Origin of the sequence: Cryobacterium sp. TMS1-13-1, assembly GCF_004403125.1 — a bacterium.
Classification (GTDB): Bacteria; Actinomycetota; Actinomycetes; order Actinomycetales; family Microbacteriaceae; genus Cryobacterium; species Cryobacterium levicorallinum.
This window is the reverse complement of record NZ_SOGX01000010.1, coordinates 668,842-691,387: the sequence shown is the minus strand read 5'-3', so window position 1 is coordinate 691,387 and position 22,546 is coordinate 668,842. Positions and strand designations below refer to the sequence as shown.

Below are 22,546 nucleotides of genomic sequence, written 5' to 3'. Positions count from 1 at the left end.
GGTGACGCGCATGGGGGAGGAATTGACAGGCGAAGTGCTTGGGGGATTCCTGGAGGCCTGCACTAACCACGACCGCGACGCCATCATGGGCTACTTCGCAAACGACTGCGTCGTCTCCATGCCGCGGAAAACTCCGCCCCGTGGCGACCAGTGCGTGGGCAAGGACGAGGTTCGGGCCAGCCTGGCAAAACGATTCGAGGGCATCCCGAACGTGCACTACGGGAACGACCAACACTGGGTCTGCGATGATGATTTCGGGTATCCGAGTGGACCCAGACCGAAACTTCGACGCGGGGCCCCGCGAGGACTCGACGCATTCGCTTGGCGCTTGCGCGCGGTGCAAGCCGAGGCAGCAGATAGTCTGGCACGATGTATCTGATTGGGCTGACCGGCGGTATCGCCTCGGGCAAGAGCACAGTGGCGAAACGGTTGGCGGAGCTCGGCGCTGTGGGCATTGACGCCGACCAGTTGGCCCGCGAGGTCGTCGCACCCGGCACTGTCGGCCTCGCCGCGATCCAAGCGGAGTTCGGCGATAGTGTGGTGCTGCCGGATGGCAGTCTCAATCGGCCGGCGCTTGGTGCCATCATCTTCGCTGATCCGGAGCGACGCGAACGATTGAACGCGATCACCCACCCGGCGGTGCGCCAGCTCACCCGCGACCGGATTGCAGCCGCGGACGCCGCCGATCCGCATGCCATCGTGGTTTATGATGTTCCGCTTTTGGCCGAGGCTGTCGCCGGCGGCCTGGTGACCTTCGATCTCGTCGTGGTCGTGCACGCCGATGCCGCAACCCGAATTCAGCGCATGGTCGACCTCCGCGGGTTGACCGAGGCGGAAGCTACTCAGCGGATTGGAGCCCAGGCCACTGACGAGGAGCGCCTCGCCATCGCTGACGTCGTGATCAACAACACCGGGTCCATCGCCGAGACACTAGCGCCGGTCGACGCGCTCTGGGAGCGGGTTCTCGCGGCTGAAGCCGGCGAGTTCGCTGTGACCGACGGCATCCGCTCGCCGTCTTCTGCTGCGCAAGACTGACTGTCAGACCGCCTTTGTAGAATGAAGGTATGGAACCAACGCGCTCTGTGAACCCGTTTGAAGTGGTCAGTGAGTACACGCCGAGTGGCGATCAGCCGTCCGCGATCGCCGACCTGACGGCCCGCATCAACGCCGGCGAAACCGACATCGTACTGCTCGGTGCCACGGGAACCGGCAAGTCGGCTACGACCGCCTGGCTGATCGAGCAGGTGCAACGTCCGACGCTCGTTCTGGCCCACAATAAGACGCTGGCTGCCCAGCTGGTGAACGAATTCCGCGACCTCATGCCCAACAATGCGGTCGAATACTTCGTCTCCTACTACGACTACTACCAGCCGGAAGCCTACGTACCCCAGACCGACACCTTCATCGAGAAAGACTCCTCAATCAACGAAGAGGTCGAACGACTGCGGCACTCCACCACGAACTCGCTGCTGAGCCGCCGCGACGTCATCGTGGTGTCGACCGTGTCCTGCATTTACGGTCTGGGCACGCCACAGGGCTATCTCGACGCCATGATCGCGCTGCAGGTGGGCCAGAAGGTCAGCCGCGACTGGCTGGTGCGCAAATTCGTCGCCATGCAATACAAGCGCAACGATGTCGACTTCTCCCGAGGCAATTTTCGGGTGCGCGGCGACACCATCGAAATCATTCCCATGTACGAAGAGCTCGCGATCCGCATCGAAATGTTCGGCGACGAGATTGAAGGGCTGTACAGCCTGCATCCGCTCACCGGCGATATCGTCAAGAAACTCGATTCGGTCTCGGTCTTTCCCGGATCCCATTACGTCGCGAGCGACGACGTCATGCGCCGGGCGATCGGCACCATTGAAATCGAACTGGCCGACCGCCTCGAGGTGCTCGAGCGCGAGGGCAAACTGCTCGAAGCCCAGCGGCTGCGCATGCGCACCACCTTCGACCTTGAGATGATGGAGCAGATCGGCTTCTGCTCGGGTATCGAGAACTACTCCCGGCACATCGACGCCCGCGAACCGGGGGAGGCCCCGCACTGCCTGCTCGACTATTTTCCCGACGATTTTCTCATGGTCATCGACGAGTCGCACGTGACCGTGCCGCAGATCGGCGCCATGTATGAGGGCGATTCCTCGCGCAAGCGCACCCTCGTCGACCACGGCTTTCGGCTGCCGAGCGCGCTCGACAACCGACCGCTCAAGTTCAACGAGTTCAAGAACCGGGTCGGCCAGACCGTGTATCTGTCGGCCACGCCGGGTAAATACGAGATGGGCATAGCGGATGGCATCGTCGAGCAGATCATCCGCCCGACCGGCCTGATCGACCCGCAAATCATCGTCAAGCCGAGCAAAGGCCAGATCGACGACCTGCTCGAAGAGATCAAGAAGCGTTCTGAACGCAACGAACGCGTGCTGGTCACGACGCTCACCAAGAAGATGGCCGAGAACCTCACCGACTTTCTCACCGAGGCCGGGGTACGGGTGCGCTACCTGCACTCGGACGTCGACACCCTGCGCCGGGTGGAGCTGCTCACTGAACTTCGCGCCGGAATCTACGACGTGCTCGTCGGCATCAACCTGCTGCGTGAGGGCCTCGACCTGCCCGAGGTATCCCTCGTCGCCATCCTCGACGCCGACAAGGAGGGCTTCCTGCGCTCGGCCACGTCGCTCATTCAGACTATCGGGCGCGCCGCCCGCAACGTGTCCGGCGAGGTACACATGTACGCCGACCGGCTCACCGCCTCGATGGAGAAAGCGATCGACGAGACCGACCGCCGCCGCGAGAAGCAGGTCGCCTACAACACGCTGCACGGCATCGATCCGACCCCGCTGCGCAAACGCATCGGCGATATCACCGAGGCCCTCGCCCGCGAAGAGGCCGACACCGCCGAACTGCTGGCCGGTCGCGATGCTCGCCGCAAGTCGTCGACGCCCAACCGTCGGGTCGGCTTGGCAGCGAACGGTGCCAACGACCTCGAGTCGATCATCGCCGACCTCAACGGGCAGATGCTCGAGGCTGCTGGCGAGCTGAAGTTTGAGCTCGCCGCCCGCCTGCGCGATGAGCTCTCCGAGCTCAAGCGCGAACTCCGTCAGATGGAGAAGGCCGGCCACCTGCAGTAACCGCGACCGCGCCACCGACCGGGCCGTCACAGCTCCCGTTTCGGATCGCGGCACGTGTTTGAGAAGCTGGCACTTGTTCAAACCAGGGCCAACTTCTCAAACCAGTGCCAGGAGAGCGGATGCCCCGGCCGACTCAGTCGAACGCGGCCCGATTGCTGAACCGGGTGCGGTTGCCGCCGGCCGTGAGGGCACCACCGACCGCGACGACCGCCGGCAGCGCCACCACAATCAGGGCGAGCTGCAGCCACGGGGGAGTGAACGGCAGCAGAGACTGCCCAGCGGTGTCGCGGGTCAGTGACAGAGCGAGCGACGGCACCAGCCCGAGCAGCACCCCGATGATGCTGCCGAGGCCGACTATCACCACCGCCTGCCAGAATCCGAACGCCCGGCGCACCCGTGGAGACGCCCCGAGCGAGGTGAGCACCGCGTTGTCCCGGTGCCCGTCAGCGCGGGCGAGTCCGATGGTGATCGACGCCGTGACCAGGGCGATGATAGCGGTGAGGGCAACGAGAACCCAGCTCCACGATGCGCCGAAGGCCTGTGGCCCTGGCTCGACCTGCACGAACAGACCTGGTTCGACGGCGGTGACGGCCCCCTGCACCTGGTCTTGCTGTGCCTGAGTCGGAGCCGCATTGAGGCTGCTGACGACCATGGTTGGTCGATGGTCCAGCTCCAGGGAATCGGCCGTCTCCGTGAGCATGAAGATCGCATAGGGCAGCGGATGCTCCGGCGACTGCACGCTCCCGGCCAGCGCCACGCTGCGGGCCGGTGCCACGGTTGCGTCGAGGGTGGCCATCCAGTCGAGGTGGATCGTGTCATCGACCACGTACTGCTGGTAGGTGCTTACCGCACCGCCGGCGGCGAGCGTGGCCCGGGACTGGTCTGACACCGGCACGCCGAGAATGGCAGCGAAATCTGCTAGGTCGCCCACCCAGATGTGTTCGCTGATGCTCGACATCATCGGATCGAGGTAGTACGGCGTCGGGCAGCGAATGTCGGTGCGATCTTCCTGATGACCGGCCTCCGACCGAGTCGCGTCGCTCGGGCACACCGTGCCCGGATCGAGGCGCGGGTACGCGAAAACGGGGGCTGTGCTGCCGGTTGCGGTCTCGCCGTCGGCCGGGGTCTCGACCCATGAGGGCGGGTTCGCGATGCTGTTGAGCAGGCGCGCCCGGGAGCCGGGGAAGGCCCCGTCCAAGGCGTTACGAACCTCTGGTCCGCTCTCCAGCAGCATCGTCCCGTACGGCGGTGCGTCGACGTAGGCGTTCAGGCTCACCCAGGCCGTGTCCTCGGGAACAGAATAGTAGTAGTCCTTGATCGAGTTCACCTGGAAGGTCGAGATGAGGCTCATCGCGAAGGCGGCGACGAAAACGCAGCTCATGATGGCAGCGAGGGCCGGCACGCTGCGCCCGGGATTCCGGGCCACGTCCCGGGTCGCCAGTCTGGCGCCGGGGCCGAACCGTGAGGCGAGCCCGGCGGCCCAGCGCAGAATCAGCGGAGCGAGGAACACCGCTCCGAGCTGCATGATCACCGGCCCGGCGATGATCAGGCCGATTCCGAAATTGGCCAGCCACGCCTGATAGACGGGGAGGTACGCGGCGAGCTCGACCAGTCCGCCGGTCACAGCGACGATCGCACCGAGGGCCAGCAGGATGATCCCGGCCATTGAGCGTCGCCGCGTCGGGCGCGGCGGACGTAGGGCGCCGCGGAGCGCTCCCAGAACGTCGATCCGGCCGGCTGCCCGGGCCGGCACCGCGGCAGCGCACCAGCCGGCGAGAACGGCGAAGGCCGCGATGATCAGCAGCGACAGCAGATCGAGGTGAAACCCCGGATACCGCGCCGCGCTGCCGTTCGCCGAAATCTGCATGAAGATCCATGCGCCGGCCAGGCCGAGCACCGTTCCCAGGCCCGCTCCGACGGCGCCGAGGATGACGCCGCCGAAGGACATAACGCGAAACAGCATCCGTTTGTCGCCGCCGACGCTGGCCAGGGTTGCCAGGGTGCGCTGCTGGGTTCGGGCGCCGACGGTGAACGCGGCGCCGGCGAGCAGGGCCATCTCGAACAGGGCGAAGCCGCCGAGCAGAATGAGGAATGAATCAAAAAAGCTCAAGGAGACGGTGCCGTCCAGGGGATAGCTGCCCACCGGCGGCGGGTCGAGCAGCACGGAGCGGGAGAGCACGGTGGCGCCGCGCGGGTTGAGGTCGCCGATCTGGCTCCAGGTCAGCGGTGTGTCGGGCAGATACCACTCGGTCAGCAGGTCGGAATCATCGGGCAGGACCCCGTCGAAGGCGCCGGGGAGACCGTAGAACGAGACCGCCGCGTCGTCGAGCCAGGCGCTTCGGATCGTGCCGACGATGGTGAACTTGCCGGGCTCGGGGGCGGTGATCACAGCCGTCGACCCGACCGTTGCCCCCAAGCGGTCGAGCGTGGCGGCGGTTACCATGATCTCGCCATCATTCGCGGGTGCGGAACCGCTGGTGACATCCCATTTTCCGGCGAAGGACGCATCCCACGGCTGTCCCTGCACCGCAGTGAAGGAGCCGAGTCCGTCCTTCGTCTCGGCGACGATGTTGGCCTGCCTTATGGACAACAAACGGGTTCCGGCTGGGAACACCGCGGCGGCGGTGACGGGCTCCGGCTCGATGGACTGCGCGGCTTCGCCGTTGAATGCCTCGTCGCTCGGCCCCCAACTGCGGTCGTTGAGCGGGTCCTGGGTGAACTTCGGGTCGGGCGACGCGACGATCATCACCCGCGCCTCTGTCGAGCCGAGTTCGAGCATGACCCGTTCGGCCGGGGAGGCGGTGTTGCTCGCGTCCACCGTGGTGATTCCGACCAGTCCGGCCACGGGAATGGCCACGAGCAGCGCGATCAGCGCGCTGCGGCCGCGGGATTGCAGGGCCATTCGCCGGGCGATCCGAAACGCGATCCGGGTACTACCCGAACGCTTCCCGCCAAGCGAACTCGGCTCAACGCTCATGCCGGCAGCCCGCTCAGCAGGCTCGACACAGCGGATGCCCGCGACTCGTCCACGATCCGCCCGTCGCGCAGAAAGACGATCCGGTCAGCCCAGGCCGCGTGCCGGGCATCATGGGTGACCAGAATGCCGCCGGCACCGGCGTCGACTCGCGAGCGGAGCATCCGCAACACAAGCTCGCCGGTCGTGCTATCGAGGGCGCCGGTGGGTTCATCGGCGAGAACCAACGACCGGCCGCCGACGACGGCGCGGGCGATCGCTACCCGCTGCTGCTGGCCGCCCGACAAATCAGAGGGAAAATGCTGGGCCCGGTCACCGAGCTCGACGATAGTGAGCGCATCGAGGGCTGGACGGTGCGCTTTCTTTGACGTCCACCCGTCGAGTTCGAGTGGCAGGCTCACGTTTTCGAGCGCGGTCAGCGAGGGAATCAGGTTGAAATCCTGAAACACGAAGCCGAGGCTGCGCCGGCGCAGGGTCGCGAGTTCGCGGGCCGAGAGCTGGCTCAGCCAGTGCCCTTCGACGACGACCTCCCCGGCCGTCGGTGGGGTGAGTCCGCCAGCCACCGTTAGAAGGGTCGATTTTCCCGAACCGGATGCCCCCATCACGGCCACGAGTTCGCCGCGGCGCACCGACAGGTCGACTCCCGCAAGCGCGGTGATCGCGGTCTCGCCGCGGCCGTACTGCATCGAGATGCCGTCGAGCTGCAAGAGAATGTCGGAGCCGGTCATGCGTTGGCCGCCGCAGTCTTGGCCGGGCGACCGCGCTTGGGCACCTCGGTGTTGAGCGGCAGCGGAGCGGCCAGGCCGGCCGCGCGTGCTTTGGTCAGCCGGTGCTCCGAGTGGTCGAGCCAGCGAGCTTCAGCCTCGGCGGCGAAGATGAGCGAGTCGATCACGAGCAGCCAGGCCAGCTGCTCGGATGATTCCGGGTCGGCGGTCGCGTTCTTGGTGCGGGTCAGTTCCTGCAGGGTGCGCATGGTGGCGGTGCGCTGTACCTGAATCACCTGGGCGATGTCGACGCCGGGCAGCGTTATGGCGATCGCGAGCTTGATGGCGAGCTCGTCACGGGTGGCCATTGTGCGCACCACGGGGGAGCCGAGCCAGCCGGCGACTTCCGCGCGTCCGGCATCCGTTATCTCGACGTAATTCTGACCGTCGGCGTCGATATCGGCCTTCTGCACCAGACCGTCGCGCTCCAGCCGGTCGAGGGTGTTGTAGATCTGGCCGACGTTGAGCGGCCAGGTCGACCCGGTGCGACGGTCGAATTCGGCCCGCAACTGGTAGCCGTAGCACGGCCCCTGGTTCAGGATGGCGAGCAGACTCTGGCGAACAGACATACGACCTCCGGCAATTCAAACGGCTATTAGTCACCGAGTATATACATACTCCAAAATAATATTGAGTTGTGCCGGTGTTCGCTCTCGGCGATGCTTGCTGTCAGGCACTGTCAGCGGCGTTGCATAGACTCAATGAGTGTCGATTACCAAGGTAGAAACAGGTCCCAAACTCAGTGTGCGCGGAGCCCGCGTACACAACCTTCACAACGTAGATCTGGAGATTCCGCGCGATTCGCTCGTGGTCTTCACCGGTCTCTCCGGTTCGGGAAAGTCGTCGCTCGCCTTCGACACCATCTTCGCCGAGGGCCAGCGTCGCTACGTGGAGTCACTCTCGGCCTACGCTCGGCAGTTCCTCGGGCAGGTTGACCGCCCCGACGTGGACTTCATCGAGGGTTTGAGCCCCGCGGTCTCGATCGACCAGAAATCCACCAACCGCAACCCGCGGTCCACGGTCGGCACGATCACCGAGATCTACGACTACATGCGCCTGCTCTGGGCCCGTATCGGCGTGCCGCACTGCGCGATCTGTGGCGAGATCATCCAGTCGCAGACCGTGCAGCAGATCGCCGACCAGCTCATGGAACTGAAGGCGGGCATCCGCTACCAGGTGGTCAGCCCGGTCATTTCGCAGAAGAAGGGCGAGTTTGTCGACCTCTTCCAGGAGCTCTCCGGTGGCGGTTACTCCCGCGCGATCGTCGACGGCACCCAGATTCAGCTGAGCGAACCGCCCACGCTCAAGAAGCAGCAGAAGCACGACATTTCCGTCGTTGTCGACCGTCTGGTCGCCGGCCCCGAACTGCTTAGTCGCCTCACCGACTCGCTCGAAACGGCGCTCAAGCTCACCGATGGCCTCGTGCAGATCAACTTTCTCGACGAGGAAGGCGACAAGGCCTGGCAAAACTACTCCGAGAAGCTCTCCTGCCCGAACAACCACCCGGTGCAGCTGACCGAAATTGAACCACGAACGTTCTCGTTCAACGCCCCGTTCGGCGCCTGCCCGGAGTGCTCCGGCCTCGGCACCCGCATGTCCGTCGACGAAGACCTGCTGCTCGGCGACCCGGACTTGAGTATCGCCGAGGGTGTTGTACTGCCCTGGACCACCCAGGGCAAGGGCCTGTTCCAGTACTACGAGAAGCTCCTCGACGGTCTCGCCCGCGACCTCGACTTCTCGCTCGACACCCCCTGGGGTGACCTGACCAGCGAGGTGCAGAACGCCGTCATGCGCGGCGATAACTTCGAGGTGCGGGTCAAATGGAAGAACCGCTACGGGCGTGAAATGAGCTACACCTCCGGCTTCGAGGGTGTCGTGCCCTACATCGAACGTCAGTACCTGCAGGCCGAGAGCGACACCCAGCGGCAGCGCTGGTCGGAATACCTGCGCGAGGTCGACTGCCACGTCTGCAAGGGCACAAGGCTCAAGCCCGAGGTGCTCGCCGTGCTCGTGCACGACGCGAGCATTGCGGATGTCTGCGCGCTCAGTTTGAGCGACGCCCGCGAGTTCATGGACCAGCTCACGCTCACCGACCGCGAGGCCGCCATCGCCGCCCAGGTGCTGCGCGAGATTCGCGCGCGCCTCGACTTTCTCATTCGAGTCGGGCTCAACTACCTTAACCTCGCCCGGGCTGCGGCGACCCTCTCCGGCGGTGAGGCACAACGCATCCGCTTGGCCACTCAAATTGGTTCCGGGCTCACCGGGGTGCTCTACGTGCTCGACGAACCCAGCATCGGCCTGCACCAGCGCGACAACCGTCGCCTGATCGAGACGCTGGTCACCCTGCGCGACCTCGGCAACACGCTCATCGTGGTCGAACACGACGAAGACACCATCAAAACCGCTGACTGGATCGTCGACATCGGCCCCGGCGCCGGGGTCAACGGCGGACACGTCGTGCACTCCGGCTCCTATGAGGGCCTGCTCGCCAACACGAAGTCGCTCACCGGCGACTACCTGGCCGGGCGCAAGTCCATCGCCACCCCGACGACCCGCCGCCCGATCGACCCGGAGCGCCTCATCGGCGTCACCGGTGCCGAGGCCAACAACCTGCAAAAGGTCTCGGTGACGTTCCCGCTCGGCACCTTCACCGCCGTAACCGGGGTCAGCGGATCCGGCAAGTCATCGCTGGTCAACGACATCCTCTACCGCGTGCTCGCCAATCGGCTGAACGGCGCCCGCAAGCTGCCCGGCAAGCACACCCGGGTCACCGGTCTCGAGCAGCTCGACAAGGTCATCCACGTTGACCAGGCACCCATTGGCCGAACCCCGCGCTCCAACCCGGCCACCTACACCGGCGTGTTCGACAAGATCCGCACCCTGTTCTCCGAGACCATCGAATCGAAGACCCGCGGATACCTGCCCGGTCGGTTCAGCTTCAACGTCAAGGGCGGCCGCTGTGAAGCCTGCTCGGGCGACGGCACCATCAAGATCGAGATGAACTTTCTGCCCGACGTGTACGTGGCCTGCGAGGTGTGCGGGGGAGACCGGTACAACCGCGACACCCTCACCGTGCACTATAAGGGCAAGAACATCGCCGAGGTACTCGACATGCCGATCAGCGAGGCGGCCGATTTCTTCGAGCCGATCTCGTCGATCCACCGTTTTCTCAAGACGCTGGTCGAGGTCGGACTAGGCTATGTGCGCCTCGGCCAGAGCGCCACGACCCTCTCCGGCGGCGAGGCCCAGCGGGTGAAACTCGCCACCGAGCTGCAGCGCCGTTCCAACGGTCGCAGCGTATACGTGCTCGACGAGCCGACCACGGGCCTGCACTTCGAAGACGTGCGTAAACTGCTGCTCGTGCTCAACAGCCTCGTAGACAAGGGCAACACCGTCATCGTGATCGAGCACAACCTCGACGTCATCAAGTCCGCCGACTGGGTGATCGACCTCGGCCCAGAGGGTGGTTCCGGCGGTGGCAAGGTACTCGCGACCGGCACCCCTGAGCACCTCGCCACGGTCAAGAAGAGCTTCACCGGTTCCTTCCTGAAGGAGGTCCTGGCTGCCGGCTAGGCGGCCGCGAGGCCATGTCTGATGCCCTGAGCTATCGCCCGAAAACGGGCGAGATTCCCACGACCCCCGGGGTCTACCGGTTTCGCGATGCGACCGGGCGCATTCTTTATGTCGGCAAGGCCAAGAACCTGCGGGCCCGGCTGAGCAACTACTTCGCGCCGCTGTACAGCCTGCATGAACGTACCCGCCGCATGGTCACCACCGCGACCGGGGTCGAGTGGACGGTCGTCGGCACCGAGGTTGAAGCCCTGCAGCTTGAGTGGATGTGGATCAACGAGTTCGATCCGCCGTTCAACGTGCAGTTCAAGGACGACAAATCTTACCCCTACCTCGCCGTAACCCTGGGCGATGAGGCGCCGCGCGCGCTCGTCACCCGCACCGAGAATATCAAGGGCGCCCGCTACTTCGGGCCGTACCCCAAGGTGTGGGCCGTGCACGAAACCATCGAGCTCATGCTCAAGGCCTTCCCCATCCGCACCTGCAACAACGCCAACTACAAACGGGCCATGCAGAGCGGCAAGCCGTGTTTCGCCGGCCAGATCGGGCGCTGCTTCGGCCCCTGCTCCGGCCTGGTCTCGATGGAGGATCACCGCAAGATCGTCAATGAGTTCGTCAGCTTCATGAGGAGTCACGACAAGAAACTCATCAACGAGCTCACCCAGGAGATGAAAGACGCAGCAGCGGCGCAGCAGTACGAAGTCGCCGGCAAACGGCGCGACCAGGTGCGGGCGCTCAACGCCGTACTCGAGAAGAGCGCCGTCGTGCTGCGGGACAACGTCGACATTGACCTGTTCGCCATCGAGCAGGACGAGCTGGCCGCCGCCGTGCAGCTGTTCATCGTGCGGGGCGGTCGCATCCGCGGTGTGCGCGGTTGGATGGTCGACAAGGAGCTCGACGTGACCAGGAGCGAGCTCATCGACTCCATGATGCAGACGGCCTACAACAACGAGTCGAAGCCGCCGCGCGAGATCGTACTGCCCGAACTGCCTGACGACGCGGAAGCCCTCGAGACCTGGCTGGCCGACCTGGCCGGGCACAAGGTGCGGCTGGTGGCCGCGCAGCGCGGCGAGAAGGCCGCCCTCCTCGTCACGGCCACCAACAACGCCAAACAGGCCCTCATGCTCTACAAAACCCGGCGCAGCTCCGACTTCGTCGCACGGTCGAAGGCGCTCGAAGACATTCAGGAAGCCCTGGAGATGCCGGCCGCGCCGCTGCGGATGGAATGCTACGACGTGTCCCACCTCAGCGGCACCAACATCGTCGCATCGATGGTCGTCTTCGAAGACGGGTTACCCCGCAAAGACGAATACCGCCGCTTCAACATTCCAGTGTCCACCGACGACACCGACTCGATTTACCAGATTCTCACGCGCCGCCTCGCCTACCTGAAACCCGAATCTGGGGCAGCGGATGCCGCAGATCCAGCTCCGACCGCAGTCGCCGGTCAGAGCGACATCGCCCAGGTCGAGCAGAAGCGGGCCAAATTCAAGTACCAGCCGAACCTGCTCATCGTCGACGGCGGCCAGCCGCAGGTCGCCGCAGCCAAACGGGCACTCGCTGAATCGGGCGTGACCGGAATTCAACTGTGTGGCATCGCCAAGCGGCTCGAAGAAATCTGGCTGCCCGACTCCGACTACCCGGTAATTCTGCCGCGCAACAGCGACGCGCTGTTCCTGATTCAGCGCATCCGCGACGAAGCTCACCGGTTTGCCATCACCCATCAGCGCATCCGTCGTAAGAAGGACGTAGCCTCGATCTTGGGGGAGATCGCCGGGCTCGGCCCCGCCCGGGTCAAGGTGCTGCTGCAGCATTTCGGTTCGGTGGCCCGGCTCAAGGTCGCATCCGTGCAGGAAATAGCAGATGTTCGCGGCATCGGCCCGGTGCTGGCCGAGGCGATCCACTCCCATTTGCGCGCGTGAACCGCCCACCGCTGGGTAGGCTGGATAGTCCCACAACTTTTCATTAAGGCGCTTTGAACGTATGACTACGGATCCCGACAAGCAGGAAGTGCTGATCGTCACGGGAATGTCCGGGGCGGGTCGCTCGACCGTCGCCAATGCGCTGGAGGATCTCGACTGGTACGTCGTCGATAATCTGCCCCCGCAAATGCTGCGGCCCCTGGTCGATCTGGTCGAACGTGCCGGTACCAACCTGCCCAAGATCGCCGCCGTGGTCGACATTCGCGGCCGCGATCTGTTCGGTGACTTTCTCGAAACCGTGCAGCAATTGCGCAGTAACACGCAGGTTCAGGTGATCTTCCTCGAAGCGCGGGATGACGCGCTCGTGCGCCGCTTCGAATCGGTACGTCGGCCGCACCCTCTGCAGGGTGATGGCACCCTGCTGGATGGCATCTCGGCGGAGCGGTCTCGCTTGCTGACCGTGCGGGAGTCGAGCGACCTGGTCATCGACACCTCAGACCTTAATGTGCACCAGCTGGCGACGGCCATCACTGAGCGATTCGCCGCAGCCGGATCGGCCGGCGTGCAGCTCACCATTATGAGCTTTGGCTTCAAGTATGGCCTGCCGACGGATGTCGATCTGGTGGCCGATGCCCGCTTCCTGCCGAACCCGTTTTGGATCCCAGAGCTGCGGGCGCACACCGGTGTCGATCCGGAAGTGAGAGACTTTGTACTTGCCCAAAATGGTGCCCTCGAATTTATCGACCACTATGCGGCCGCCCTGGCACCGGTTTTGGCCGGGTACCAGCGGGAAAACAAACGCCATGCCACGATCGGTATCGGCTGCACCGGAGGCAAACATCGCTCCGTCGCCATGGCCCGGGAACTGGCGTCCCGACTCGAAAAACTTCCCGGAGTCGTGGTTAATATCAAGCACCGCGACCTCGGACGCGAATAAGCGAGACCGGGCGCAGCATCCGCTGCTCCACCGCACACTTATCCCTCAGACCTAACGCAACTGATCAACAGAATGGAAAAGCGATTGGCACTCACCGCCGACGTTAAAGACGAACTTTCGCGCGTGGAGGTCTCCAAGACCACCGTGCGCGCGGCCGAACTGGCCACTATTCTTCGGTTCTCCGGAGGTTTGCACATGATCAGCAGCCGCATCGCGATCGAATCGGAACTGGACACCGCCATCCTGGCTCGCCGGGTGCGGAAGGACCTCGCCGAGCTCTACGGAGTGCGCAGCGCCCTGCAGGTCATTGCCGCCGCCGGCCTGCGCCAGTCCAGCCACTACCTTGTGCAGGTCATCGAGGGTGGGGAGACACTGGCACGACAGACTGGCCTGTTGGATGCTCGTCGGCGCCCGATTCGAGGTCTGCCCAACCGTCTCACCACCGGCTCGAAGGAAGAAATCGCCGCCGTCTGGCGCGGAGCCTTCCTCGCCCACGGCACTCTGACGGATCCGGGCCGTTCGGCGGCCCTCGAGGTCATCTGCCCCGGCAACGAAGCCGCCATGGCATTGGTCGGCGCTGCCGGACGCCTCGGCGTCGCGGCCAAGGCGCGCGAAGTTCGCGGGGTACACCGGGTCGTCATCCGTGACGGCGATGCCATTGGGGCGATGCTCGTGCACATGGGCGCCACCAACACCGTGCTCAACTGGGAGACGCTGCGCCAGCGCCGCGAAGTACGGGCCACCGCCAACCGGCTGGTCAACTTTGATGACGCGAACCTGCGCCGTTCGGCCGAAGCCGCGGTCGCCGCCTGTGCCCGCGTTCAGCGCGCCATGGACATCCTGGGCGAAGATATCCCCAAACACCTGCGCTACGCCGGCGATCTCCGCCTCAATTTTCGTGACTCCAGCCTCGATGAACTCGGTCATCACGCCGATCCGCCGATGACCAAAGACGCCGTCGCCGGCCGGATCCGCCGCCTGCTCGCCATGGCCGATAAGAAAGCGATTGAACTCGGTGTCGAGGGGACCGACGTTCCGTACTCCATTCACCCGGATGACGCGTGAAGTCATCAATTCTGTGCGTGGGAACCGCGCAGGTACACTTGAATGTGCTTACAAGGTCGCCGCATCCGATGTGGCACCACCATCGAAGAGGAGATAAGTAATGGCTGAATATATCCTGCCCACCCTTGACTATGACTACTCGGCCCTCGAGCCCAGCATCAGCGGCACCATCATGGAACTTCACCATGGCAAGCACCACCAGGCGTATGTCACCGGCGCGAATACCGCGCTGGCCCAGCTCGCCGAGGCCCGCGACAGCGGAAGCCTCGCCAACGTGAACAAGCTGCAGAAGGACCTCGCCTTCAACCTCGGCGGCCACGTCAACCACTCCATCTTCTGGACCAATCTCTCCCCGAACGGTGGAGACAAGCCGGTCGGCGAACTCGCCGCCGCGATCGATGACAACTTCGGTTCCTTCGATAAGTTCCAGGCGCACTTCACCGCCGCTGCTCTGGGCGTGCAGGGTTCCGGCTGGGCCGTTCTAGCCTGGGACTCCATTGGGCAGCGCCTGATCATCCAGCAGTTCTTCGACCAGCAGTCCAACTTCGCTGCTGGTACCGTTCCGGTACTCATGCTCGATGTCTGGGAGCACGCCTACTACCTCGACTACCGCAACGTGCGCGCTGACTACGTCAAGGCGTTCTGGAACATCGCCAACTGGGCGAACGTTCAGGAGCGTTTCACCGTCGCACGCGAGAAGACCAACGGCCTGCTGCTACTCTCATAGCCTGCCGGTGCCCCACCCCAGCATTTCGGTGCGCGGGCGGGGCACCGCTGTTTTCCTCCAGTACCTAATAGCGCATCACTTTTCATCGCGCCAGTCGGCGCCCTTTTCTAACAGGAGTTATTTGTGTCCGTAAAGATCGGCATCAACGGATTCGGCCGTATTGGCCGTAACTACTTCCGCGCAGCCCTCGCGAAGGGCAGCGACATCGAAATCGTCGCCGTCAACGACCTCAGCGACCCTGCGTCGCTCGCACACCTGCTCAAGTACGACTCCGTCGCCGGCCGCTTGAACGCGACCGTCGAGGTCGACGGTGACAACATCGTCGTTAACGGCAAGCCCATCAAGGTTCTCGCCGAGCGCGACCCGGCCAACCTGCCCTGGGCCGCCCTGGGTGTCGAGATCGTCATCGAGTCCACCGGGCGCTTCACCAAGGCTGTTGACGCCCAGAAGCACATCGAGGCCGGCGCCAAGAAGGTCATCGTCTCCGCTCCGGCGACCGGTGCCGACGTTGCAACGCTCGTGCTCGGTGTGAACGAAAACACCTACGATGCCGCGATCCACAACATCATCTCGAACGCGTCCTGCACCACGAACTGCCTTGCGCCGCTCGTCAAGGTCTTCCTCGACAACTTTGGTATCGAGCGTGGCCTCATGACCACGATCCACGCGTACACCGCAGACCAGAACCTGCAGGATGGCCCGCACAGTGACCTCCGTCGTGCCCGTGCCGCCGCGCTGAACATTATCCCGACGTCGACCGGTGCCGCCAAGGCCCTAGGCCTGGTCATCCCGGAGAGTGTCGGCAAGCTCGACGGTTACGCCCTGCGCGTTCCGGTTCCGACCGGCTCGATCACCGACCTCACGCTCACCGCTTCACGACCGGTCACGGTCGAAGAAGTGAACGCTGCCTACAAGGCCGCAGCAGAGGGCCCCCTCAAGGGCATCCTCAGCTACACCGAGGACCCGATCGTCTCCAGCGACATCGTCGGCGACCCGCACTCCTCGATCTTCGACGCCGGCCTCACCAAGGTGATCGGCGACCAGGTCAAGGTTGCTTCCTGGTACGACAACGAGTGGGGTTACTCCAACCGCCTCGTTGACCTCACCGAGTTCGTCGCCGAGCGACTCTAACGGCCCCCGGTGACGTTACGCACGATTGACTCGCTTGGTTCCCTCGCCGGCAAGCGGGTTATTGTCCGCTTCGACCTGAATGTTCCGTTGAAAAACGGGCAGATCACCGACGACGGACGAGTGCGGGCGTCACTGCCCACCCTCAACGCCCTCGTCGATCAGGGCGCCCGCGTGGTGATTGTTTCTCACCTCGGGCGTCCCGACGGGGCTGTTGATCCCCAGTACAGCCTGAAGCCGGTCGCTGCTCGCCTGAGCGAACTGGTGGCCCTTCCGGTGGCCTTCGCCACCGACACCGTCGGCGCGTCGGCCACCGAGGCCGTCGCAGCGCTGCAGAACGGTGAAATCGTCGTCCTGGAAAACCTGCGCTTCAACGCCGGTGAAACCAGCAAAACGGATGCCGATCGCGTCGCGTTCGCCCAGCAGCTCGCGCTGCTCGGCGACGCGCTCGTTTCGGATGGCTTCGGCGTTGTCCACCGCAAGCAGGCCAGCGTGTTCGATCTCGCCTCGCTCCTTCCGAGCGCTGCCGGACTGCTCATCGCGGCCGAACTCGACGTGCTTGATCACCTCACCGAAAAGCCAGAGGCGCCGTACACGGTCATCCTCGGCGGGTCCAAGGTGAGCGACAAGCTCGGCGTCATCGGTCACCTGTTGCCGCGCGTGAACTCGCTGCTGATTGGCGGCGGAATGCTGTTCACATTCCTGGCCGCGCAGGGGCACCAGGTCGGCGCGAGCCTGCTCGAAAGCGATCAGATCGACACGGTTCGCGGTTACCTGGCCGAGGCGGATCGCCTCGGCGTCAAAATCGTGCTCCCAACCGATGTCGTTGTCGCCTCGAAATTCGGTGCAGATGCCGAACACGTCATCACACCGGCCGACGGTATCGAGAACACCCCGTTCGGCGCAGCCGGACTCGGCCTCGACATCGGACCAGACACTGCTCTGGCGTTTGCCGAAATAATTCGGGCATCGAACACGGTGTTCTGGAATGGCCCGATGGGCGTTTTTGAACTCGCACCGTTCGCGGAGGGCACCCGTACCGTGGCCGCCGCACTCACCGAGGTCACCGGCCTCAGCGTGGTCGGCGGTGGCGATTCCGCCGCGGCCGTGCGTATTCTCGGTTTCAACGACGACCAATTTGGTCATATTTCTACCGGCGGCGGTGCCAGCCTCGAGTTCCTCGAAGGTAAGCGCCTGCCAGGACTGGAGGTCCTCGGATGGCAGTGAACATCAACCCTCGGCGCACACCGCTGATCGCGGGCAACTGGAAGATGAACCTGGACCACCTCCAGGCCATCGCCTTCGTGCAGAAGCTCGCCTGGAATCTCAAGGACGCCAATCATGATTTCGCCGCCGTGGAGGTGGCAGTCTTTCCGCCGTTCACCGACCTGCGCAGCGTGCAGACCCTGGTTTCGGCCGACAAGCTGCCGCTCGCCTTTGGTGCGCAGGATGTCTCGGCGCAGGAATCCGGAGCCTACACCGGCGAGATCTCCGGGGCGTTCCTGGCTCAGCTGGAGTGCCAGTACGTCATCATCGGGCACTCCGAACGCCGCACCCTGCACAATGAGTCCGATGAGCAGGTCGCCGCGAAGGTGACCGCAGCCTTGAAGCACAATCTCGTGCCGCTGATCTGCGTCGGCGAAAGTGCTGAAGACCTCGCCGTCCACGGTCCAAGCGCCGTTCCCGTCGCTCAGCTGCGTGCCGCCCTCGCCGGCGTCACCAACGCCGCCGATATCGTCGTCGCGTACGAACCGGTTTGGGCCATTGGGTCCGGACAGGCGGCAACGCCTGAACAGGCCGAACAGGTCGCCGCAGCCCTACGCGGCGTTCTCACCGAACTGCTTGGGCAGGACGTCGCCGACAAGACCCGCATCCTCTATGGCGGTTCGGTCAAAAGCGGCAACATCGCCGCGTTCATGCGCGAACCCAATGTTGACGGTGCCCTGGTCGGCGGTGCGAGCCTGGATATTCCAGAGTTCTCCAGCATTATCCGCTATCAAAAGCACGTCGGTCTCTAAACCGACGCGCACCCTCCCGGTCGTGAGCGAGGGGGTTGCCCGTGTGGCAACCGCCTCGCTTGTGGGCTGAAGGGTATAATTACGATGGTCTGGGCGCCAGAGTTGCGTCCACCGTGTTTGTGAAAGGTTTCGTGTGGAGATTCTCCAGGTCGTCATGCAGGTGCTCGTCGGTATTACGAGCCTCCTGCTCACCATGCTCATTTTGTTGCACAAGGGGCGGGGTGGTGGGCTCTCCGACATGTTCGGCGGCGGTGTGACTTCCAACCTGGGAGCGTCGGGGGTGGCCGAGCGAAACCTCAACCGGATCACGATCATTCTGGGCCTGCTCTGGATCTCCTGCATCGTCGTTCTCGGATTGATCACGAAGTTTGACACAGGGGCTTAACTTTTCGACCAGTGCGGAGTTACCCTGAGGTTTCCGGTGCACTTTGTCGTGCACAGGCTTTCACGGCACATTTTCTACAGCAGTAGCACCAATCACAGCTCGAACCTGCAGCGCACGACTGCACGAGTCAACGGAGGAACAAGATGGCATCAGGCGGAAGCGCAATTCGTGGCTCGCGTGTAGGCGCGGGGCCCATGGGCGAGCAGGACCGCGGTTTTCACGCGGACCGCATCAAGGTCTCATACTGGGATGCTTTGGGCAATGAGACGGTACGGTACTTTGCTGCGAGCCTGCCCGACGAAGAGATCCCGGTAACCATCGATTGCCCGTCGTCGGGGCTTCCCGCTGGCCGGGACAAGGAGAATCCTCCGTCGGTCGTGAAACTCGAGCCCTACAAGACCCACTTGGCCTATGTCAAGGAGCGTCGTACCGAAGAAGAGGCCGAGTCGCTCCTTGAAGAAGCGCTCAACCAGTTGCGTGTTCGTCGGGGCAAGCTGTCGCCTACGAACTGATCAAACCTACGAACTGATCTGCACCACGCAAAAGGCCGGCTCTCGAGAAATCGACAGACGGCCTTATGTTGTTTTCCACGCCTCATCAGGGAATCCGATCCAGCGGATGCCCGCCGAAAGCTGCTAGTAGGCAGCCGCGATCAGGCTTTCCGGCACTTGGGCTGCTGCGTCGTTGTCCACGAAGAACACGGTGTGGTAGCGGCCCTTGATCCCGGCAGCGGGTACCTCGTCGCGGCTGGCTCCAGCGAGAGCCAGTCCGAGCGCCGATGCCTTATCAGATCCGGCCAGCACCAGCCAGACGCGATCCGACGAGTTAATCACGGGCCGAGTCAGGGACAGCCGGTCGGCCGGGGGCTTGGGGGAATCACGCACGGCGATGACGCTGGCTTCACGCTCGCGGATACCCGGTCGGTGCGGGAAGAGCGACGCGATATGGCCATCGGGTCCGACTCCGAGAAAGGTGACGTCAAAACGAGGGTACTGGGCTCCCTCGGGGGCTCGAGCCACTAGCTCTGCCGCGTAGTGAGCGGCCGCATTGTCGAGCGCATCCGTGCCTGCTGCGCTGGCGTCGTCGGACGCTCCGAAAGAATGGATATTCTCCGCAGGCATCGAGATGTGGTCCAAAAGTGCTTCGCGCGCCTGCAGCTCGTTGCGTTCCGGATCGGCGCGGGGCAGCCAGCGATCATCGCCCCACCAAAAATTCACCCGGGACCAGTCGATGGTGTCGCGGGCGGCCGATTCGTTGATTGCGGCCAGAACGGCGATGCCGACGGAACCCCCGGTGAGCACGACGTTCGCCTCGTCCTGTTCGTGCAGAACGTCAACCATGTTGGTCAGAAAGCGTGCCGCGACCGACCCTGCCAGAGCTTGCTTGTTCTGGTGCAGCAGTACGCGTCGTTCATTGGTCACGGTCACGCTCCGATTCTTTGGGCCACCACGTCATCGAGTTGCGGCAGGCCGCGCGTGATCACCTCACCATACAGCTCATCGGGATCGAGTCGGCGTAGCTCGTCGGCCAGGCAATCGCGCAGGCTGCGACGCTTGAGCGTCAGGTCCTGCATCGGCTGGCCCGGCTGGGTGAGGGTGGCAATATCGGGAATCTCGCGTTCGAGGGAAATGGTCCCGGACGCGCGCGTTAGATGCACACCGTGCACACCATTGGCCAGAGGTCCCGTCGTCAGGATGCAGTCCACGGGCACCTGCAGCTGCATCTGCAACCAGGCAGCCAGCAGCGTGGTCGAGGGCGAGGCTGAGGCGCCGGTCACCTGGATGCCGATGATCGGCTCATAGGGTGGCTGGTCCAGAACGGCCGCCAACTGGGCGCGCCAGAGTGTCAGTCGGGTCCAGGCGAAGTCGGTGTCGCCGGGACGATAACTGCCGCACAGCTGGTGCAGTGCCGCTTGCGGGTCCGGCTGGGCAGACGAATCCGTGATCCGCCGATAGGCGATGCGGCCGAGCGGCGAGTCGCCGGGAACAGCCGGCGCGGTGCCCGGCCACCAGGCGACGACGGGAGCATCCGACAAGAGCAGGCCGGTTACCAGGCTTTCCGGATCGTTCGCGGCATCACCGTAGACGCGCAGAACGATGACCTCGCTCGCGCCGGCATCCCCGCCGACGCGAATTTCCGCATCGACGCGAGCAGTCGCATCCGTCTCATCGTTGTCCTGGGTCGACACGACGATGACTCGCATGGGGTGTTCCCGCGAGGCATCGTTGGCGGCTTCAATGGCTTCCTCTTCGTGTCCGAGGGTGGAGGCGATGATCAGCGTCAGCACTCGCCCGAGGGCGACCGCGCCACCCTCCTCGCGGATGCGCACGAGCGCCTTGGAGATCTTCGCGGTGGTCGTGTTGGGCAGATCGACGATCATGGTCGCCTCCAGGTGCGGCCGTCGCGGGCCAATAGGTCGTCAGCGGATGTGGGGCCCCAGGTACCGGGGCGGTATTGTTCCGGCTGGCCCTGGGTGGCCCAGTATTCTTCCACCGGGTCCAGAATCTTCCAGGACAGCTCGACCTCTTCATGGCGGGGGAACAACGGCGGGTCGCCCAGGAGGACGTCAAGGATGAGTCGCTCGTAGGCCTCAGGGCTGGCCTCGGTGAAGGCGTGCCCGTAGCCGAAGTCCATGGTCACGTCGCGAACCTGCATGACCACTCCCGGAACCTTCGAGCCGAACCGGATGGTGACGCCTTCGTCCGGCTGCACGCGAATCACGAGGGCATTGTGTCCGAGTTCGGCCGTCTGGCCGGGCGCGAACAGGTATTGGGGGGCACGCTTGAAGACCACGGCAATTTCGGTCACGCGACGTCCGAGGCGCTTGCCGGCGCGCAGATAGAACGGAACGCCAGCCCAACGTCGGGTGTCGATCGTCAAGCGCATGGCAGCATAGGTTTCGGTGACCGAGTCCGGGTTCATCCCGTCTTCGTCGAGAAAACCGACGACCTTTTCGCCGCCCTGCCAGCCGCCGGCGTACTGCCCGCGGGCGGTACCGAGGCCGAGGTCGGCGGGGAGCCGCACCGAGGCGAGCACCTTTTCTTTCTCCGCGCGCAGGTCGGCGGCGTCGAAGGAGATCGGCTCTTCCATGGCGGTGAGCGCGAGCAGCTGCAGTAGGTGGTTCTGAATCACGTCGCGAGCCGCGCCGATACCGTCGTAGTAGCCCGCCCGCCCGCCGACACCGATGTCTTCGGCCATGGTGATCTGCACGTGCTCGACGTGGTTGGCGTTCCACAGCGGTTCGAACATCTCGTTGGCGAATCGCAGCGCCAGAATATTCTGCACCGTCTCCTTGCCAAGGTAGTGGTCGATGCGAAAGACGGAGTCGGGTGGAAAGACCGACTCGACGACATCGTTGAGCTCACGGGCCGTTTTCAGGTCGCTCCCGAACGGTTTCTCGATGACGACACGTCGCCACTGGCCGTTCTTCTGCTCGGCCAGGCCGGAACGGCGCAACTGCTCGGTGACGAGGGGAAACGCCTTTGGCGGAATGGCGAGGTAGAACGCATGGTTGCCCATCGTTCCGCGTTCTCGGTCCAGCTCGTCAATGGTTTGCGTCAATCGAGCGAACGCCTCGTCATCGTCAAAGGTGCCCGAAACGAAACGGATGCCTTCGGCCAGCTGCGCCCAGACATCTTCGTGAAAGTCGGTGCGAGCGTGTTCCTTGACGGCGTCATGCACAACCTGCATGAAGTCCTCGTTGTCCCAGTCGCGGCGGGCGAAGCCCACCAGGGCAAAGCCGGGCGGCAGCAGCCCCCGGTTGGCGAGGTCATAGACCGCGGGCATGAGTTTCTTGCGCGCGAGGTCACCGGTGACGCCGAAGATCACGAGGCTGGACGGCCCGGCGATTCGATTCAGACGATAGTCGGACGGCGACCTGAGCGGATTAAACTCCGGGGTAATTTCCACCGGGGACATGCAGCTCCTT

At 64.2% G+C, this 22,546-nt stretch carries 19 protein-coding genes; 13 read left to right on the top strand and 6 right to left on the bottom strand.

The annotated features are described in order from the left end of the window. Positions 1–10: 10 nt before the first annotated feature. From E3T31_RS18765 to uvrB, 3 genes are read left to right on the top strand one after another with little or no spacing between them, the layout of a single operon-like run. The gene (locus tag E3T31_RS18765; protein ID WP_134468999.1) at positions 11–379 is read left to right on the top strand and encodes a nuclear transport factor 2 family protein; all 369 of its coding nucleotides are present in this window, start codon (positions 11–13) and stop codon (positions 377–379) included. After that, entirely contained in the window at positions 370–1,035 is a 666-nt protein-coding gene (gene coaE / locus E3T31_RS12620; protein ID WP_134468998.1) for a dephospho-CoA kinase, read from the top strand. Before E3T31_RS18765 ends, coaE begins: the two co-directional genes overlap by 10 nt. A 29-nt stretch (positions 1,036–1,064) precedes the next feature. Further along, positions 1,065–3,128 carry an excinuclease ABC subunit UvrB gene (uvrB, locus tag E3T31_RS12615; protein ID WP_134468997.1) on the top strand — a complete coding sequence of 688 codons (2,064 nt, stop codon included), beginning with the start codon at positions 1,065–1,067 and terminating at the stop codon, positions 3,126–3,128. Between the two features lie 133 nt (positions 3,129–3,261). Here uvrB and E3T31_RS12610 read toward each other — a convergent pair whose 3' ends face one another. The 3 genes from E3T31_RS12610 to E3T31_RS12600 all read right to left on the bottom strand — a co-directional run bounded on the left by E3T31_RS12610 (position 3,262) and on the right by E3T31_RS12600 (position 7,435). Continuing rightward, positions 3,262–6,030: an FtsX-like permease family protein gene (locus E3T31_RS12610; protein WP_166788498.1), complete on the bottom strand. Its 2,769-nt coding sequence runs from the start codon at positions 6,028–6,030 to the stop codon at positions 3,262–3,264. A gap of 71 nt (positions 6,031–6,101) precedes the next feature. Next, positions 6,102–6,830: an ABC transporter ATP-binding protein gene (locus tag E3T31_RS12605; protein WP_134468995.1), complete on the bottom strand. Its 729-nt coding sequence runs from the start codon at positions 6,828–6,830 to the stop codon at positions 6,102–6,104. Then, the gene (locus tag E3T31_RS12600; protein ID WP_134468994.1) at positions 6,827–7,435 is read right to left on the bottom strand and encodes a PadR family transcriptional regulator; all 609 of its coding nucleotides are present in this window, start codon (positions 7,433–7,435) and stop codon (positions 6,827–6,829) included. Before E3T31_RS12600 ends, E3T31_RS12605 begins: the two co-directional genes overlap by 4 nt. A 136-nt stretch (positions 7,436–7,571) precedes the next feature. Between E3T31_RS12600 and uvrA the strand changes: the two genes are divergently transcribed. The 10 genes from uvrA (at position 7,572) to E3T31_RS12550 (ending at position 19,130) form a co-directional block, all read left to right on the top strand. After that, positions 7,572–10,439 (top strand): excinuclease ABC subunit UvrA, encoded by a 2,868-nt coding sequence (uvrA, locus tag E3T31_RS12595; protein ID WP_134468993.1) that lies wholly within the window; start codon positions 7,572–7,574, stop codon positions 10,437–10,439. Between the two features lie 14 nt (positions 10,440–10,453). Beyond that, a complete protein-coding gene (uvrC, locus tag E3T31_RS12590) occupies positions 10,454–12,358 on the top strand; it encodes an excinuclease ABC subunit UvrC (RefSeq protein WP_134468992.1) in 1,905 nt (634 codons plus the stop codon). Positions 12,359–12,419: 61 nt separating this feature from the next. Beyond that, on the top strand, positions 12,420–13,295 hold the full coding sequence (gene rapZ, locus E3T31_RS12585) for an RNase adapter RapZ (protein WP_134468991.1): 876 nt from the start codon (positions 12,420–12,422) through the stop codon (positions 13,293–13,295). A gap of 84 nt (positions 13,296–13,379) precedes the next feature. Beyond that, positions 13,380–14,360 carry a DNA-binding protein WhiA gene (gene whiA / locus E3T31_RS12580; protein WP_134468990.1) on the top strand — a complete coding sequence of 327 codons (981 nt, stop codon included), beginning with the start codon at positions 13,380–13,382 and terminating at the stop codon, positions 14,358–14,360. Between the two features lie 100 nt (positions 14,361–14,460). Beyond that, positions 14,461–15,087, top strand: a complete 627-nt coding sequence (locus tag E3T31_RS12575) for a superoxide dismutase (RefSeq protein WP_134468989.1) — start codon at positions 14,461–14,463, stop codon at positions 15,085–15,087. Positions 15,088–15,210: 123 nt separating this feature from the next. Beyond that, positions 15,211–16,218, top strand: coding sequence for a type I glyceraldehyde-3-phosphate dehydrogenase (gap, locus tag E3T31_RS12570; protein ID WP_134468988.1), 1,008 nt, complete (start codon positions 15,211–15,213; stop codon positions 16,216–16,218). A gap of 9 nt (positions 16,219–16,227) precedes the next feature. Beyond that, positions 16,228–17,442 carry a phosphoglycerate kinase gene (pgk, locus tag E3T31_RS12565; protein WP_134468987.1) on the top strand — a complete coding sequence of 405 codons (1,215 nt, stop codon included), beginning with the start codon at positions 16,228–16,230 and terminating at the stop codon, positions 17,440–17,442. After that, positions 17,433–18,233, top strand: a complete 801-nt coding sequence (gene tpiA / locus E3T31_RS12560) for a triose-phosphate isomerase (RefSeq protein WP_170851537.1) — start codon at positions 17,433–17,435, stop codon at positions 18,231–18,233. Before pgk ends, tpiA begins: the two co-directional genes overlap by 10 nt. Before the next feature lie 133 nt (positions 18,234–18,366). After that, complete coding sequence (gene secG, locus E3T31_RS12555) at positions 18,367–18,618, top strand: preprotein translocase subunit SecG (protein WP_092107845.1); 252 nt, start codon at positions 18,367–18,369, stop codon at positions 18,616–18,618. Between the two features lie 143 nt (positions 18,619–18,761). Continuing rightward, positions 18,762–19,130 (top strand): RNA polymerase-binding protein RbpA, encoded by a 369-nt coding sequence (locus tag E3T31_RS12550; RefSeq protein WP_092107849.1) that lies wholly within the window; start codon positions 18,762–18,764, stop codon positions 19,128–19,130. A 123-nt stretch (positions 19,131–19,253) separates the two neighbouring features. Here the strand turns inward: E3T31_RS12550 and pgl are convergent, their stop codons facing one another. Genes pgl through zwf form a run of 3 tightly spaced genes read right to left on the bottom strand, consistent with a single transcriptional unit; the run spans position 19,254 to position 22,536 of the window. Beyond that, a complete protein-coding gene (gene pgl, locus E3T31_RS12545) occupies positions 19,254–20,039 on the bottom strand; it encodes a 6-phosphogluconolactonase (protein ID WP_134469341.1) in 786 nt (261 codons plus the stop codon). A gap of 2 nt (positions 20,040–20,041) precedes the next feature. Then, a complete protein-coding gene (locus tag E3T31_RS12540) occupies positions 20,042–20,998 on the bottom strand; it encodes a glucose-6-phosphate dehydrogenase assembly protein OpcA (protein ID WP_134468986.1) in 957 nt (318 codons plus the stop codon). Beyond that, complete coding sequence (gene zwf / locus E3T31_RS12535) at positions 20,995–22,536, bottom strand: glucose-6-phosphate dehydrogenase (RefSeq protein ID WP_134468985.1); 1,542 nt, start codon at positions 22,534–22,536, stop codon at positions 20,995–20,997. The genes E3T31_RS12540 and zwf overlap by 4 nt, the downstream gene beginning before the upstream one ends. Positions 22,537–22,546 lie beyond the last annotated feature (10 nt).

Bases quoted from the DNA above. Each gene is read 5' to 3' on its own strand.
- E3T31_RS12600 (WP_134468994.1), bottom strand. From the start codon at position 7,435: ATGTCTGTTCGCCAGAGTCTGCTCGCCATCCTGAACCAGGGGCCGTGC.
- tpiA (WP_170851537.1), top strand. From the start codon at position 17,433: ATGGCAGTGAACATCAACCCTCGGCGCACACCGCTGATCGCGGGCAAC.
- zwf (WP_134468985.1), bottom strand. From the start codon at position 22,536: ATGTCCCCGGTGGAAATTACCCCGGAGTTTAATCCGCTCAGGTCGCCG.
- E3T31_RS18765 (WP_134468999.1), top strand. From the start codon at position 11: ATGGGGGAGGAATTGACAGGCGAAGTGCTTGGGGGATTCCTGGAGGCC.
- coaE (WP_134468998.1), top strand. From the start codon at position 370: ATGTATCTGATTGGGCTGACCGGCGGTATCGCCTCGGGCAAGAGCACA.
- E3T31_RS12540 (WP_134468986.1), bottom strand. From the start codon at position 20,998: ATGATCGTCGATCTGCCCAACACGACCACCGCGAAGATCTCCAAGGCG.
- uvrB (WP_134468997.1), top strand. From the start codon at position 1,065: ATGGAACCAACGCGCTCTGTGAACCCGTTTGAAGTGGTCAGTGAGTAC.
- E3T31_RS12550 (WP_092107849.1), top strand. From the start codon at position 18,762: ATGGCATCAGGCGGAAGCGCAATTCGTGGCTCGCGTGTAGGCGCGGGG.
- E3T31_RS12605 (WP_134468995.1), bottom strand. From the start codon at position 6,830: ATGACCGGCTCCGACATTCTCTTGCAGCTCGACGGCATCTCGATGCAG.
- E3T31_RS12610 (WP_166788498.1), bottom strand. From the start codon at position 6,030: ATGGCCCTGCAATCCCGCGGCCGCAGCGCGCTGATCGCGCTGCTCGTG.
- rapZ (WP_134468991.1), top strand. From the start codon at position 12,420: ATGACTACGGATCCCGACAAGCAGGAAGTGCTGATCGTCACGGGAATG.
- uvrC (WP_134468992.1), top strand. From the start codon at position 10,454: ATGTCTGATGCCCTGAGCTATCGCCCGAAAACGGGCGAGATTCCCACG.
- E3T31_RS12575 (WP_134468989.1), top strand. From the start codon at position 14,461: ATGGCTGAATATATCCTGCCCACCCTTGACTATGACTACTCGGCCCTC.